The sequence below is a fragment of the Streptomyces sp. NPDC051636 genome (genome assembly GCF_044453765.1).
Taxonomy (GTDB): Bacteria; Actinomycetota; Actinomycetes; order Streptomycetales; family Streptomycetaceae; genus Streptomyces.
In genome coordinates this window covers 51,093-64,960 of record NZ_JBITDA010000029.1, presented here as the reverse complement: position 1 = coordinate 64,960, position 13,868 = coordinate 51,093, and the positions used below count along the sequence as shown (strand labels likewise).

Genomic DNA, 13,868 nt, shown 5'->3' with positions numbered 1-13,868 from the left:
GAGTTGGCCCGGTCAGCCCTCCGTCAGCCCCGCCACCAGCTCGTCCGCCGCCCGGTACGGGTCCAGGTCGCCGGCGACGATCCGCTCCGCGAGCGCGCTCAGGCGCCGGTCGCCGTGCAGGTCCCCGATCCGCTCCCGCAGCGCGGTGACCGCGATGGTCTCCACCTCCCGGGCCGCGCGGGCCAGACGGCGCTCCGCGAGGACCCCGCGCTCCTCCATCCAGGCCCGGTGCTTGTCCAGGGCCTCCAGGACCTCGTCGACGCCCTCCGCCCGGGCCGCGACCGTCTTGACGATGGGCGGGCGCCAGTCGCCGGGGCCGCGGGACTCGCCGAGGCCGAGCATGTGGTTGAGTTCCCGCGCCGTGGCGTCCGCGCCGTCGCGGTCGGCCTTGTTGACGACGTACACGTCGCCGATCTCCAGGATGCCCGCCTTGGCCGCCTGGATGCCGTCGCCCATGCCCGGCGCCAGCAGGACCACCGAGGTGTCCGCCTGGGAGGCGATCTCCACCTCCGACTGGCCCACGCCGACCGTCTCCACCAGGATCACGTCGCAGCCCGCCGCGTCCAGCACGCGGATGGCCTGCGGGGCCGCCCAGGCGAGGCCGCCCAGATGGCCGCGGGTGGCCATGGAGCGGATGTAGACGCCGGGGTCGGAGGCGTGCTCCGACATGCGGACCCGGTCGCCGAGCAGGGCGCCCCCCGAGAAGGGCGAGGAGGGGTCCACCGCGAGGACCCCCACCCGTCTGCCCTGTTTGCGGTACGCGGTCACCAGCGCCGAGGTGGACGTCGACTTGCCGACGCCCGGGGAGCCGGTGAGGCCGACCACGTACGCGTTCCCGGTCAGCGGCGCGAGGGCCGCCATGACCTCCCTGAGCTGCGGGGACGCCCCCTCCACCAGGGAGATCAGCCGGGCCACGGCCCGCGGCCGGCCTTCCCTGGCCTGGGCCACCAGAGAGGAGACGTCCTGCATCACAGCTCCGTTCGCTTACGAGACGTACGACGTACAGGGCACCACGTACAGGGAACTACGAGACGTACCGGAGACTCACGCCTTCGGCACCCGCACGATCAGCGCGTCACCCTGCCCGCCGCCACCGCACAGCGCCGCCGCGCCGACCCCGCCGCCCCGGCGCTTCAGCTCGAGGGCCAGGTGCAGGACCAGACGGGCGCCGGACATGCCGATGGGGTGGCCGAGGGCGATGGCGCCGCCGTTGACGTTCACCTTTTCCGTGGAAACCCCGAGGTCCTTCATTGACTGGACCGCGACGGCGGCGAAGGCCTCGTTGATCTCGATGAGGTCGAGGTCGGAGACCTCCAGGCCCTCCTTCTTCAGGGCGTGCAGGATGGCGTTGGAGGGCTGGGACTGCAGGGAGTTGTCCGGCCCCGCCACGTTGCCGTGCGCGCCGATCTCGGCGATCCAGGCCAGGCCCAGCTCCTGCGCCTTGGCCTTGCTCATCACGACCACGGCCGCCGCGCCGTCGGAAATCTGCGACGAGGAGCCGGCGGTGATGGTGCCGTCCTTGGCGAAGGCCGGGCGCAGCTTGCCCAGCGACTCCGCGGTGGTGTCGCCGCGGATGCCCTCGTCCTTGCTGAAGACGACCGGCTCGCCCTTGCGCTGCGGGATCTCCACCGGGGTGATCTCGGCCTCGAAGATGCCGTTCTTCTGGGCGGCGGCGGCGCGCTGGTGGGACAGGGCCGCGATCTCGTCCTGCTCGGGGCGCTTGATGCCGAGCCGCGTGTTGTGCTTCTCCGTGGACTCGCCCATGGCGATGCCCTCGAAGGCGTCGGTCAGGCCGTCGTACGCCATGGCGTCGAGCATCTCGATCGCCCCGTACTTGAAGCCCTCCCGGGACTTGGGCAGCAGGTGCGGCGCGTTGGTCATGGACTCCTGGCCGCCGGCGACGACGATGTCGAACTCGCCGGCCCGGATCAGCTGGTCGGCCAGGGCGATGGCGTCGAGGCCGGACAGGCACACCTTGTTGATCGTGAGCGCCGGGACGTTCATGGGGATGCCCGCCTTGACCGCGGCCTGGCGGGCCGGGATCTGGCCTGCCCCGGCCTGGAGCACCTGGCCCATGATCACGTACTGAACCTGGTCGCCACCGATCCCCGCACGGTCGAGGGCGGCCTTGATCGCGAAGCCGCCCAGATCGGCTCCGGAGAATGACGTGAGCGAGCCGAGCAGCCGTCCCATCGGGGTGCGTGCACCCGCGACGATGACGGAGGTCGTGCTGTTCGATGCTGACATGAGGTGGGATCCCCTTCCAGCTGCACAAGCTGAGGAGTGAACGAGGGTTTACTTCGAATGTACTGACCGGTAGACGGCCCCGTCATCGGGCCGTCGGTGTGATCGCGCGCACGTTGCGTAACCACCTGAGGAGCGCTGCACTAACACCATGCTGACGCGAATCGACCACATCGGGATCGCCTGCCACGACCTCGACGCGACCGTCGAGTTCTACAAGGCCACCTACGGCTTCGAGGTCTTCCACACCGAGGTCAACGAGGAGCAGGGCGTGCGCGAGGCCATGCTCAAGATCAACGATACGTCCGACGGGGGTTCCTCGTACCTCCAGCTGCTGGAACCGACCCGGGAGGACTCCACCGTCGCCAAGTGGCTGGCGAAGAACGGAGAGGGCGTCCACCACATCGCCTTCGGTACGGCGGACGTCGACGCCGACGCCGCGGACATCCGCCAGAAGGGGGTACGCGTTCTGTACGACGAGCCACGACGCGGCTCCATGGGGTCGCGGATCACCTTCCTGCACCCCAAGGATTGCCATGGTGTACTCACAGAACTGGTCACATCGGCGCCTGTTGAGTCACCTGAGCACTGACCCTCGTACATAGGGGCCGGTAGGGTTGGGGGCGGTCGTCGCTGTTTGGGCAGCGCGACCGCTTGCCGGGGTCCGGGTTTCGGGGGACGAGCGTCGGGGCAGCCCATGCTCCGCCGTTGATCTGACACCATTCCCCGGGGGCCCCGTTCGGCGGATGGACGGAGCTCGTTTGGACAGGCTTGCGACCAGGGGACGGATGGGACCGCGCAGTGCGGGGCTACGAGAGCCAGGAGCGAGAGCCGGCGGCTGACGTCGACCACCTCTCTCGGTTCGAGGCCGAGATGAAGCGGCTGAAGACCGAGCGGGAAAAGGCGATCCAGCATGCCGAGGACCTCGGCTACCAGGTCGAGGTGCTGCGCGCCAAGCTGCACGAGGCGCGGCGCACCATCATGTCCCGGCCCGCCTTCGACGGCGCGGACATCGGCTACCAGGCCGAGCAGTTGCTGCGCAACGCCCAGATCCAGGCCGACCAGCTGCGTCAGGACGCCGAGCGGGAGCTGAGCCAGGCCCGCGCCCAGACCCAGCGCATCCTGCAGGAGCACGCCGAGCAGGCGGCCCGGCTCCAGGCCGAGCTGCACGCCGAGGCGGTCGCCAGGCGCCAGCAGCTGGACCAGGAGCTGGCCGAGCGCCGGCAGACGGTCGAGTCCCACGTCAACGAGAACGTGGCGTGGGCCGAGCAGCTGCGCGCCCGTACGGAGTCCCAGGCCCGCCGGCTCCTGGAGGAGTCCCGCGCCGAGGCCGAGCAGGCGCTGGCCGCCGCCCGCGCGGAGGCCGAGCGGCTGACCGCCGAGGCCCGGCAGCGGCTGCAGAGCGAGGCCGAGGCGGCCCGCGCGGAGGCCGAGCAGCTCCTGCGCCGCGCCCGCGCGGACGCCGAGCGGCTGCTGAACGCCGCCTCCACGCAGGCCCAGGAAGCCACCGACCACGCCGAGCAGCTGCGCACGTCCACCGCGACGGAGTCGGACGCCGCCCGCCGCCAGGCCACCGAGCTGAGCCGGGCCGCCGAGCAGCGCATGGCCGAGGCGGAGGAGGCACTGCGCAAGGCGCAGACCGCGGCCGAGAAGCTGGTCACGGAGGCCAAGGAGGCCGCGGCCAAGGCGCTGGCCAGCGCCGAGTCGGCCAACGAGCAGCGCACGCGCACGGCGAAGGAGCAGGTCGCCCGGCTGGTCGAGGAGGCCACCAAGGAGGCCGAGAACACCAAGTCCGAGGCCGAGCAGCTGGTCGCCGACGCCCGTGCCGAGGCCGAGAAGATCGTCGCGGAGGCCTCCGAGAAGGCCCGTGCGCTCACCGCCGAGGAGAGCGCGACCCAGCTGTCCAAGGCGGCCAAGACCGCCGAGGACGTGCTGAACAAGGCGGCCGAGGACGCCCGGAAGACCACCAGGGCCGCCGCCGAGGAGGCCGAGCGGATCCGCCGCGAGGCCGAGACCGAGGCGGACCGGCTGCGCGCCGAGGCGCACGACATCGCCGAACAGCTCAAGGGCGCGGCGAAGGACGACACCAAGGAGTACCGCGCCAAGACGGTCGAGCTGCAGGAGGAGGCCCGCCGGCTGCGCGGCGAGGCCGAGCAGCTGCGCGCCGACGCGGTCGCCGAGGGCGAGAGCATCCGCGCCGAGGCCCGGCGCGAGGCCGTGGCGCAGATCGAGGAGGCGGCCAAGTCCGCCGAGGAGCTGCTGTCCAAGGCCAAGGCGGACGCGGACGAACTGCGGCAGAAGGCCACGACGGACAGCGAGAAGGTCCGTACGGAGGCCATTGAGCGGGCGACGACGCTGCGCCGGCAGGCCGAGGAGACGCTGGAGCGCACCCGCAAGGAGGCCGAGCGGCACCGCGCGGAGGTGCTGGAGCAGTCCGAGGCGCTGAAGGCGGACGCCGAGCGGGCCGCGCGGGAGCTGCGCGAGGAGACCGAGCGGGCGGTCGCGGCCCGGCAGGCGGAGGCCGCCGAGGAGCTGACCCGGCTGCACACCGAGGCCGAGGAGCGGCTCGCGTCGGCCGAGCAGGCGCTGTCCGAGGCGCGCGAGGAGGCCGCGCGGATCCGCCGGGAGGCCGGCGAGGAGGCCGAGCGGCTGCGCGCCGAGGCCGCCGAGCGGATCCGTACGCTCCAGCAGCAGGCGGAGGCGGAGGCCGAGCGGCTGCGCACCGAGGCCGCCGCCGACGCGTCGGCGTCCCGGGCGGAGGGCGAGGCGATCGCCGTACGCCTGCGCTCGGAGGCCGCGGCCGAGGCCGAGCGGCTGAAATCGGAGGCCCAGGACACCGCCGACCGGGTGCGGGCGGAGGCGCAGGCCGCCGCCGAGCGGCTCGCCACGGAGGCGTCCGAGACGCTGGCCGCCGCCCAGGAGGAGGCCGCCCGGCGCCGCCGCGAGGCCGAGGAGCTGCTCGGCGCCGCGCGGGCCGAGGCCGACCAGGAGCGCGAGCGGGCCCGCGAGCAGAGCGAGGAGCTGCTGGCCTCCGCGCGCCGGCGCGTGGAGGACGCGCAGACCGAGGCGACCCGGCTGGTGGAGGAGGCCGACCGGCGCGCCAACGAGATGGTCTCGGCGGCCGAGCTCCACGCCCAGCAGGTACGGGACTCCGTCGCCGGGCTGCACGAGCAGGCGCAGGAGGAGATCGCGGGCCTGCGCTCGGCCGCCGAGCACGTGGCGGACCGTATGCGCCGGGAGGCCGAGGAGGAGGCGGACCGGGTCCGCGCCGACGCCTACGCCGAGCGGGAGCGGGCCGGCGAGGACGCGAGCAGGTTCCGGCGCGAGGCGCAGGAGGAGTCCGAGGCCGCCAGGGCGCTCGCCGAACGCACGATGGCGGAGGCGATCGCCGAGTCCGAGCGGCTGCGTTCGGACGCGGCGGCGCACGCCCAGCGGGTGCGGACGGAGGCGTCGGACGCGCTGGCCGAGGCCGACCAGGCCGCCGCGCGTACCCGTGCGGAGGCCCGGGAGGACGCCAACCGGATCCGTTCGGACGCGGCGACCCAGGCGGACACGCTCATCACCGAGGCGCGCAGCGAGGCCGAGCGGCTGCAGACGGAGACCATCGCCGAGGCTGAGCGGCTGCAGTCGGAGACGGCCGCCGAGGCCGACCGGGTGCGGGCCGAGGCGGTCGCCAAGGCCGAGAAGCTGATCGCGGACGCCACCGGCGACGCGGAGCGGCTGCGTGCCGAGGCGGCCGAGACGGTCGGTTCCGCGCAGCAGCACGCGGAGCGGATCCGCACCGAGTCCGAGCGGGTCAGGGCGGACGCGGCGGCGGAGGCCGAGCGGCTGGTGACGTCCGCGCGCGAGGAGGCCGAGCGGACGCTGGACGAGGCGCGCCAGGACGCCAACAAGCGGCGCTCGGAGGCGGCCGAGCAGGTCGACAAGCTCATCACGGAGACCACCGCCGAGGCGGACAAGCTGCTCACCGAGGCGCAGCAGCAGGCGCTGAAGACCACCGCGGACGCCGAGTCGCAGGCCGACACCATGGTGGGCGTGGCCCGCCGGGAGGCCGAGCGGCTGGTGGCCGAGGCCCGGGTCGAGGGCAACTCGACGGTGGAGAAGGCGCGTACGGACGCGGACGAACTGCTCGTCGGCGCCCGCCGGGACGCCACCGCCATAAGGGAGCGGGCGGAGGAGCTGCGCGACCGCATCACCGCCGAGATCGAGGAGCTGCACGAGCGGGCCCGCCGCGAGGCCGCCGAGACGATGAAGTCGACCGGCGACCGCTGCGACGCGCTCATCAAGGCCGCCGAGGAGCAGCTCGCCAAGGCTCAGGCCAAGGCCAAGGAGATCGTCTCGGAGGCCAACTCCGAGGCGGGCAAGGTCCGTATCGCCGCGGTGAAGAAGGCGGAGGGGCTGCTCAAGGAGGCCGAGCAGAAGAAGGCCACGCTGGTCAGGGAGGCCGAGGAGCTCAAGGCCGAGGCGATCCGGGAGGCCAGGCGTACGGTCGAGGAGGGCAAGCGCGAGCTGGAGATCCTGGTGCGCCGGCGCGAGGACATCAACGCCGAGATCTCCCGTGTCCAGGACGTGCTGGAGGCGTTGGAGTCCTTTGAGGCCCCGTCGTCCGCCAAGGACAGCGGAGTCAAGGCGGGTGCCACCGTGGGTCCCCCTCGATCGGGTGGCAAGTCGTCGGACAGCTAGCGCACAGGAGGGGTTCTGATGTCTTCTGGGTGCTTTGACCACGTCCTCGACGAGATCATTCGCAAGTCGTCCGGGGGTCAGCCACTCAAAAGAGGTGTCATTCTCCAGATCAAACACGTATCCGCTCGATGACACACCGCTTCGGCCCCTAGGATTCCACCTATCACCTCACCGGTCTCATTCGACAGGAACCCCATGAGCGACACTTCCCCCTACGGCTTCGAGCTTGTGCGGCGTGGGTACGACCGCGCTCAGGTGGACGAACGGATCTCCAAGCTCGTCTCCGACCGTGACAGCGCTCTCTCCCGCATCACCGCTCTGGAAAAGCGCATCGAGGAGCTCCATCTCGAAACCCAGAACGCCCAGGCCCAGATCACCGACGCCGAGCCGTCGTACGCGGGCCTCGGCGCGCGGGTCGAGAAGATCCTCCGCCTCGCCGAGGAGGAGGCCAAGGATCTGCGTGAGGAGGCGCGGCGCGCGGCCGAGCAGCATCGCGAGCTCGCCGAGTCGGCGGCCCAGCAGGTCCGCAACGACGCGGAATCGTTCGCCGCGGAGCGCAAGGCCAAGGCCGAGGACGAGGGCGTCCGGATCGTCGAGAAGGCCAAGAGCGAGGCCGCGCAGCTGCGCTCCGAGGCGCAGAAGGACGCGCAGTCCAAGCGGGAGGAGGCGGACGCCCTCTTCGAGGAGACCCGTGCCAAGGCCGCGCAGGCCGCCGCCGACTTCGAGACGAACCTCGCCAAGCGGCGTGAGCAGTCCGAGCGGGACCTGGCCTCGCGTCAGCAGAAGGCGGAGAAGCGGCTCGCCGAGATCGAGCACCGCGCGGAGCAGCTGCGCCTGGAGGCGGAGAAGCTGCGCACGGACGCCGAGCGCCGCGCCCGCCAGACGGTCGAGACCGCTCAGCGCCAGGCCGAGGACATCGTGGCCGACGCCAACGCCAAGGCCGACCGCATCCGCTCGGAATCCGAGCGGGAGCTCGCCGCGCTGACCAACCGCCGCGACAGCATCAACGCCCAGCTGACGAACGTCCGCGAGATGCTCGCCACGCTGACGGGCGCCGCGGTGGCGGCCGCCGGTTCGCCGGCCGAGGACGAGCCGATCTCCCGGGGGGTTCCGGCCCAGCAGTCCCGGTAACACCCGGCCGTACGTCGACTGACCGTCGCAGAGCCCCCTGCCACTCCGGTGGCAGGGGGCTGTGTCCCGTTTTAGCGTGACCCCATGATCGAGCTGGCGGGGCTGACCAAGCGGTACGGCGAGAAGGTCGCGGTTGACGACCTCACCTTCGCCGTGCGGCCGGGGATCGTCACGGGGTTTCTCGGGCCCAACGGCGCCGGGAAGTCCACGACCATGCGGATGATCCTCGGGCTGGACCACCCCACCGCCGGGGACGTCCGGATCGACGGCAGGCGCTACGACCAGTTGAAGGATCCGCTGACGTACATCGGGGCGCTGCTGGACGCGAAGGCCGTGCACGGCGGGCGCAGTGCCTTGAGCCATCTGCTGTGCCTCGCGCAGAGCAACGGGATCCCGAAGAGCCGGGTGCGCGAGGTGCTGGACACGGTCGGGCTGACGGCGGTGGCCCGGAAGAAGACCAAGGGGTTCTCGCTGGGGATGGGGCAGCGGCTGGGGATCGCGGGGGCGCTGCTCGGCGATCCGCGGATCCTGATGTTCGACGAGCCGGTCAACGGGCTCGACCCGGAGGGCATCCACTGGATCCGCACCTTGATGAAGTCGCTGGCCGCGCAGGGCCGGACGGTGTTCGTGTCGAGCCATCTGATGAGCGAGATGGCGGTGACCGCCGACCATCTGGTGGTCATCGGTCAGGGGCGGCTGCTGGCGGACACCTCCATGGCCGAGTTCATCCGGCGGAACTCGCGGTCGTACGTCCGGATCCGCACCCCCGAGCGTGAGCGGCTGCTCGACGTGCTGCACGGCGCCGGGATCACGGTCCTGGAGGCGGGCGGCGACGCGCTGGAGGTGGACGGCGAGAAGGGCGAGCTGATCGGCGAGCTGGCCGCGCGGCACCAGGTCGTGCTGCACGAACTCAGTCCCCAGCGGGCCTCGCTCGAGGAGGCGTTCATGCGGCTGACGGCGGAGTCGGTGGAGTACCACGCGCACAGCGACACTGCCGGCCTCCAGGACTGGGGCGCCGGCTGGGAGAAGGGGTCCTGAGGTATGGCCGTCGTCCAGGTCGTCCGGTCCGAGTGGACCAAGATCCGGTCCGTCGCGTCCACGGTGTGGACGCTGTCCCTCGCCGTGGTCGTCACGATCGCCCTGGGGATGCTGATCTCCGCCCTGTCGAGGAGTCAGTACGACAGGATGCCGGTCCAGGACCGGCTGTCGTTCGACCCCACCTTCGTCAGCTTCGCCGGGATGAGCCTCGGGCAGCTGGCGATGATCGTGTTCGGGGTGCTGGTGGTGTCCAACGAGTACAGCACCGGCATGATCCGCACCTCGCTGGCCGCCGTACCGCGGCGCGGCACCTTCCTGTTCGGCAAGATCGCGGTGGCGACCGGCCTCGCGCTGGTCGTCGCCTTCGCCACCGGCTTCGCCGCCTTCTTCCTGGGGCAGGCCGTGCTCGGCCCCTACCGGGCACACCTCTTCGACCCCGGCGTGCTGCGGGCGGTGATCGGCGGCGGGCTCTACATGACCCTCATCGCCCTGTTCTCGATGGGCGTCGCCGCGATGCTGCGCTCGCCGATGCTGTCGCTGGGCATCCTGATGCCGTTCTTCTTCCTGATCTCCAACATCCTCGGCAACGTCGACGCGACGAAGCGGATCGGCCGCTACCTGCCCGACCAGGCGGGCAGCCGGATCATGCAGGTGGTCCCCCGGGTCGGCGACGACACCCCGTACGGACCCTGGGGCGGCCTGGGGATCATGGTGCTGTGGGTGGCCGCGGCGGTTGTGGGCGGTTATGTCCTGCTGCGCAAGCGCGACGCGTAGCACACGTGGCTTTACTTTCCCTTGAGCGGAACCGTCAGCGCCCGGATATCCTCCTAACCCTTACGGGGGCGTGTGCCCCGCTGTCCTGAACCTTTCGATGGGTGCGGAGCATGATCGAGGCTGTCGGCCTGACCAAGCGCTACGGCGACAAGACCGCCGTGTACAACCTTTCCTTCCAGGTGCGACCGGGCGCCGTGACCGGCTTCCTCGGGCCCAACGGCTCGGGCAAGTCGACGACGATGCGGATGATCCTGGGCCTGGACAACCCCACCGCGGGCACGGTGACCATCGGCGGCTATCCCTACCGCAAGCTGCCCAACGCCCCCCGCCAGGTCGGCGCGCTGCTCGACGCCAAGGCCGTGCACGGCGGCCGGCACGCCCGCAACCACCTGCTGTGCCTGGCCCAGCTGTCGGGCATCCCGGCCCGTCGGGTGGACGAGGTGCTCGGGGTCGTCGGCCTCCAGGACGTGGCGCGCAAGCGGTCCAAGGGCTTCTCGCTCGGTATGGGCCAGCGGCTCGGCATCGCCGCCGCGCTGCTGGGCGATCCGCAGGTGCTGCTGTTCGACGAGCCGGTCAACGGGCTCGACCCCGAAGGCATCCTGTGGGTGCGCAACCTGATGAGGGCGCTGGCGGCGGAGGGCCGTACGGTCTTCGTCTCCTCGCACCTGATGAGCGAGATGGCGCTGACCGCCGACCATCTCATCGTCATCGGACGCGGCCAACTGCTCGCCGACATGAGCGTGACGGACTTCATCTCGGCCAACTCCGCCGACTTCGCGCGCGTGCGGACGCCGGACACCGAGCCGCAGCTGCGCGAGAAGCTGACCTCCGCACTCACCGAGGCAGGCGGGCACGTGCTGCCGGAGCAGGACGGCGCGCTGCGCGTCACCGGGCTGCCGCTGCCCCGCATCAGCGACCTCGCGCACGAGGCGGACGTACGGCTGTGGGAGCTGTCGCCGCATCAGGCCTCGCTGGAGGAGGCGTACATGCGGATGACGCAGGGCGCCGTCGACTACCGCTCGACCATCGACCAGAAGGCGGGCCTCCAGCAGCCGCTGCCGCCCGGCGCCCAGCCGCCCATGCCGATCCCCGGCCAGGGCCAGCCGGGCTGGTACGCCCCGCCGCCGCCCCAGCAGGGCGGCCGGCCGTTCGCGGCACCGCAGGACGGGGTGCCTTCGGGACCGTACGGCGGTCCCGGCGCGCCCGCAGGGGCGTACGGCGGTCCTGAGGGCACGCCCCACCCGTACGGCGCTCCCGGCGCCGGTCCGGCGAATCCTTACGCCCAGCCCGGGGCCCAGGCGCCCGCCGCCCCGCCCGCGCCGCAGCAGCCGCCCGCCGCACCGGCCCCGGCCGCCGAATCGTCTCAGCCCGCCCCTGTCGCCCCGACCACGCCCGAGGACGCCCGATGAGCACCCACCAGCCCCCGATGCCGCAGGCAGCAGCCGCCGCGCCCGAGTGGCAGGCGGCGCCCGGAGCCTCGTACCCCGGATACACCTCGCCGATCCCGGTGGTGCGCACGCACCTCGGGCACGCGATCGCCTCCGAGTGGACGAAGATCAAGTCGGTGCGTTCGACGATGTGGACGCTGGGCGTGTTCGTGCTGCTCGTGATCGGCATCGGGCTGGCCGCCGGCGCGCTGGTGTCGAACTCCTCCTCCGACCTGGAGGGCGAGAACCCGCTGGGCCTGGGCTTCTTCGGGCTGCTGCTGGGCAGCATGTGCATCATCACGCTCGGCGTGCTGACCACCGCCTCGGAGTACGGCACCGGCATGATCCGTACGACGATGGTCGCCTGCCCCAGCCGGGGCCGGGTGCTCGCGGCCAAGGCGATCGTGTTCTTCGTCGTCGCCTTCGTGGTCACCCTGGTGTCGGCCTCCTTCGTCGCCATGACCCAGGTGTCCATGCTGGACGGCAGCGGCGCCAAGGACCCGTCCGGCGGTGAGTGGCTGAAGGGCACGGTCGGCGTCAGCCTCTACATCGCCCTGCTCGGACTGCTCTCGCTCGTGATCGGCTCGATCATCCGGCACTCGGCGGGCGCCATCACCATCATGATCGGCGCCGTGCTCGCCCCGCTGGTGATCGCGCTGTTCATGTTCTCCGAGTCGCTGTCGAAGGTGCGTGACGCCCTGTTCGAGTACTCGATCCCGAACCAGCTCAGCGTCTTCTACTCCAACTCCCTCAGCGAGTCGGGCCCGTCCGGCTGGGACCCGCTGTGGATCGTCCTGGGGGTGACGGCCGCCGCGTTCGCCGGGGCGTACGCGCTGCTGGAGAAGCGGGACGTGTGAGCCCCCTGGGCTTTTCCTAGAATCTCGGCGCGTTACGGGACCGCTGCACCCGAGTGGTGCGGCGGTCCTTCGCGTTCCAGCACGCCTTGTGCCAGTGGCGGCGGTCGTCGACGCCCGCGTGCTCCGGCCAGGCCACGACGTGCGGGACGCCGGAGGAGATCAGCTGGTCGCAGCCCGGGCAGCGGTACGTCTTGCCCTGCGCGCCGGCCCCGGCCACGTGGCGCACGCTCCAGTCCTCGCCGCGCCAGTTCTCCGTGGACTGCCAGCCGCCGTACCGGCCGGCGCGGTCGTCCTCGGCGCTCCGGCCGGACGCGGCCGCGCCGTTGAGGCCCTTGGGTCGGTTGCGACGCGGGGACACGGGACACCTCACGGAGCTATACAGGAAGCACGGGCTGCATCCAGCCTACGCGGCACCGGGAGGGGTACGTGTAGGGAAGCAACCGCCACAAGTCCCCCTGCCGGCCGACTCATTCTGCAGACAATCCGTAAATCCCTTCACCACGCCGTGTCCTCGGCACGTGTCACACGGTTATGCCGGGTGGGGGAGCTCCGCGTCGGAGCCAAGGAAGCAGGAATTGCGATGCGCGTAGGAAGTTTTGTGCTGGCCGCCCAGTTCCCGGGCCAGGGCCAGGGGGAGGCGCTGCACCGGGCGGTCCGCTCGGCGGAGGTCTCCGAGGAGGCGGGCCTCGACACGGTCTGGCTGGCCGAGCACCACTTCGTGCCGTACGGCACGTGTCCGTCCGCGGTCACCCTGGCCGCGATACTGCTGGGCCGCACCAGCCGTATCCGGGTCGGCACGGCGGTCAGCGTACTGCCCACCGCCCACCCGGTCACCCTGGGCGAGCAGGCCTCGCTGCTGCACGTCACCAGCGGCGGGCGCTTCACGCTCGGCGTGGGGCGCGGCGGGCCGTGGGTGGACCTGGAGGTGTTCGGCACGGGCCTTCGGGCGTACGAGCAGGACTTCCCGGAATCACTCGATCTGCTGGTGCGCTGGCTGCGCGAACCGGCGGTGGCGGCCTCGGGCGAACGGTTCTCCTTCCGCGAGGTCCCCGTCGTACCCCGCCCGTCGGAGGCGCTGACGGACGCCCCGGGCCCCGAGGTCGTCGTCGCCTGCACCTCCCCGGCGAGCGTGCGGCTGGCCGCCGAGCGCGGGCTGCCGATGCTGCTCGGGATGCACGTCGGGGACGAGGAGAAGGCCGAGATGGTCACCCTGTGGCGGCAGCACGCGCGCGCCGCGGGCCGGCCGGCCGAGGAGACCGCCCGCGCGGCCCACGTGTCGGCCGGCGTCTGCCAGATCGCGGACCGGCGCACCGACGCGGCCGAGACGCTGCTGAAGGCGATGCCGGGCTGGCTGAAGCAGGGGCTGGAGGCGCATGTGACGGTGGACGGCCGTGCACGGGCGACGCGCGATCCCCTCGCCTACACCGAACTGCTCTGCGGGCTGCACCCGGTGGGCACCCCGCGCCTGTGCGTCGACCGGCTCGCGGCCACCTCGGAGCGGACCGGCATCTCCCGTTTCGCGCTGCTCGTCGAGGGCTCGGGGGACCTGGCGGCGACGGAGGAGAACGTACGCCGACTGGGTGCCGAGGTACTCCCCCACCTGCGCTGAGCCCCCCGATCACCGTGCCGGGCAACTCCCCTGCCCGGCAGTGCGCTTGCCGCCCCCGTACTGGTTGCACCTCCCGCGGATGGAGCGGCAAGCAGCGGCTCACTG

Annotated in this window: 11 protein-coding genes; 8 read left to right on the top strand and 3 right to left on the bottom strand. The window is 72.0% G+C overall.

The annotated features are described in order from the left end of the window. Positions 1–12: 12 nt before the first annotated feature. Both meaB and ACIBBH_RS35210 read right to left on the bottom strand, forming a co-directional pair. The gene (gene meaB, locus ACIBBH_RS35215; protein ID WP_399411805.1) at positions 13–969 is read right to left on the bottom strand and encodes a methylmalonyl Co-A mutase-associated GTPase MeaB; all 957 of its coding nucleotides are present in this window, start codon (positions 967–969) and stop codon (positions 13–15) included. Between the two features lie 75 nt (positions 970–1,044). Further along, complete coding sequence (locus tag ACIBBH_RS35210; protein WP_399411803.1) at positions 1,045–2,247, bottom strand: acetyl-CoA C-acetyltransferase; 1,203 nt, start codon at positions 2,245–2,247, stop codon at positions 1,045–1,047. A 148-nt stretch (positions 2,248–2,395) separates the two neighbouring features. On the opposite strand from ACIBBH_RS35210, the gene mce reads away from it, so the two are divergent. The 7 genes from mce (at position 2,396) to ACIBBH_RS35175 (ending at position 12,154) form a co-directional block, all read left to right on the top strand. Further along, on the top strand, positions 2,396–2,836 hold the full coding sequence (gene mce / locus ACIBBH_RS35205) for a methylmalonyl-CoA epimerase (protein ID WP_399411801.1): 441 nt from the start codon (positions 2,396–2,398) through the stop codon (positions 2,834–2,836). Between the two features lie 209 nt (positions 2,837–3,045). Then, positions 3,046–6,927 carry a polarized growth protein Scy gene (scy, locus tag ACIBBH_RS35200; RefSeq protein ID WP_399411799.1) on the top strand — a complete coding sequence of 1,294 codons (3,882 nt, stop codon included), beginning with the start codon at positions 3,046–3,048 and terminating at the stop codon, positions 6,925–6,927. Positions 6,928–7,122: 195 nt separating this feature from the next. Next, positions 7,123–8,058 carry a cellulose-binding protein gene (locus tag ACIBBH_RS35195; protein WP_399411797.1) on the top strand — a complete coding sequence of 312 codons (936 nt, stop codon included), beginning with the start codon at positions 7,123–7,125 and terminating at the stop codon, positions 8,056–8,058. A gap of 84 nt (positions 8,059–8,142) precedes the next feature. Next, entirely contained in the window at positions 8,143–9,096 is a 954-nt protein-coding gene (locus ACIBBH_RS35190) for an ATP-binding cassette domain-containing protein (RefSeq protein WP_399411795.1), read from the top strand. Between the two features lie 3 nt (positions 9,097–9,099). Further along, complete coding sequence (locus ACIBBH_RS35185) at positions 9,100–9,870, top strand: ABC transporter permease (protein WP_399411793.1); 771 nt, start codon at positions 9,100–9,102, stop codon at positions 9,868–9,870. A 110-nt stretch (positions 9,871–9,980) separates the two neighbouring features. Beyond that, positions 9,981–11,279 (top strand): ABC transporter ATP-binding protein, encoded by a 1,299-nt coding sequence (locus ACIBBH_RS35180; RefSeq protein WP_399411791.1) that lies wholly within the window; start codon positions 9,981–9,983, stop codon positions 11,277–11,279. Beyond that, complete coding sequence (locus ACIBBH_RS35175) at positions 11,276–12,154, top strand: ABC transporter permease (protein WP_399411789.1); 879 nt, start codon at positions 11,276–11,278, stop codon at positions 12,152–12,154. Before ACIBBH_RS35180 ends, ACIBBH_RS35175 begins: the two co-directional genes overlap by 4 nt. Before the next feature lie 16 nt (positions 12,155–12,170). Here the strand turns inward: ACIBBH_RS35175 and ACIBBH_RS35170 are convergent, their stop codons facing one another. Then, on the bottom strand, positions 12,171–12,512 hold the full coding sequence (locus ACIBBH_RS35170) for an ATP/GTP-binding protein (RefSeq protein WP_399411787.1): 342 nt from the start codon (positions 12,510–12,512) through the stop codon (positions 12,171–12,173). Between the two features lie 222 nt (positions 12,513–12,734). Between ACIBBH_RS35170 and ACIBBH_RS35165 the strand changes: the two genes are divergently transcribed. Then, positions 12,735–13,763 (top strand): LLM class flavin-dependent oxidoreductase, encoded by a 1,029-nt coding sequence (locus tag ACIBBH_RS35165; RefSeq protein WP_399411785.1) that lies wholly within the window; start codon positions 12,735–12,737, stop codon positions 13,761–13,763. Positions 13,764–13,868 lie beyond the last annotated feature (105 nt).

Coding starts and splice junctions, on each gene's coding strand:
- ACIBBH_RS35195 (WP_399411797.1), top strand. CDS start 7,123: ATGAGCGACACTTCCCCCTACGGCTTCGAGCTTGTGCGGCGTGGGTAC.
- ACIBBH_RS35190 (WP_399411795.1), top strand. CDS start 8,143: ATGATCGAGCTGGCGGGGCTGACCAAGCGGTACGGCGAGAAGGTCGCG.
- ACIBBH_RS35165 (WP_399411785.1), top strand. CDS start 12,735: ATGCGCGTAGGAAGTTTTGTGCTGGCCGCCCAGTTCCCGGGCCAGGGC.
- mce (WP_399411801.1), top strand. CDS start 2,396: ATGCTGACGCGAATCGACCACATCGGGATCGCCTGCCACGACCTCGAC.
- meaB (WP_399411805.1), bottom strand. CDS start 969: ATGCAGGACGTCTCCTCTCTGGTGGCCCAGGCCAGGGAAGGCCGGCCG.
- ACIBBH_RS35180 (WP_399411791.1), top strand. CDS start 9,981: ATGATCGAGGCTGTCGGCCTGACCAAGCGCTACGGCGACAAGACCGCC.
- ACIBBH_RS35175 (WP_399411789.1), top strand. CDS start 11,276: ATGAGCACCCACCAGCCCCCGATGCCGCAGGCAGCAGCCGCCGCGCCC.
- ACIBBH_RS35185 (WP_399411793.1), top strand. CDS start 9,100: ATGGCCGTCGTCCAGGTCGTCCGGTCCGAGTGGACCAAGATCCGGTCC.
- ACIBBH_RS35210 (WP_399411803.1), bottom strand. CDS start 2,247: ATGTCAGCATCGAACAGCACGACCTCCGTCATCGTCGCGGGTGCACGC.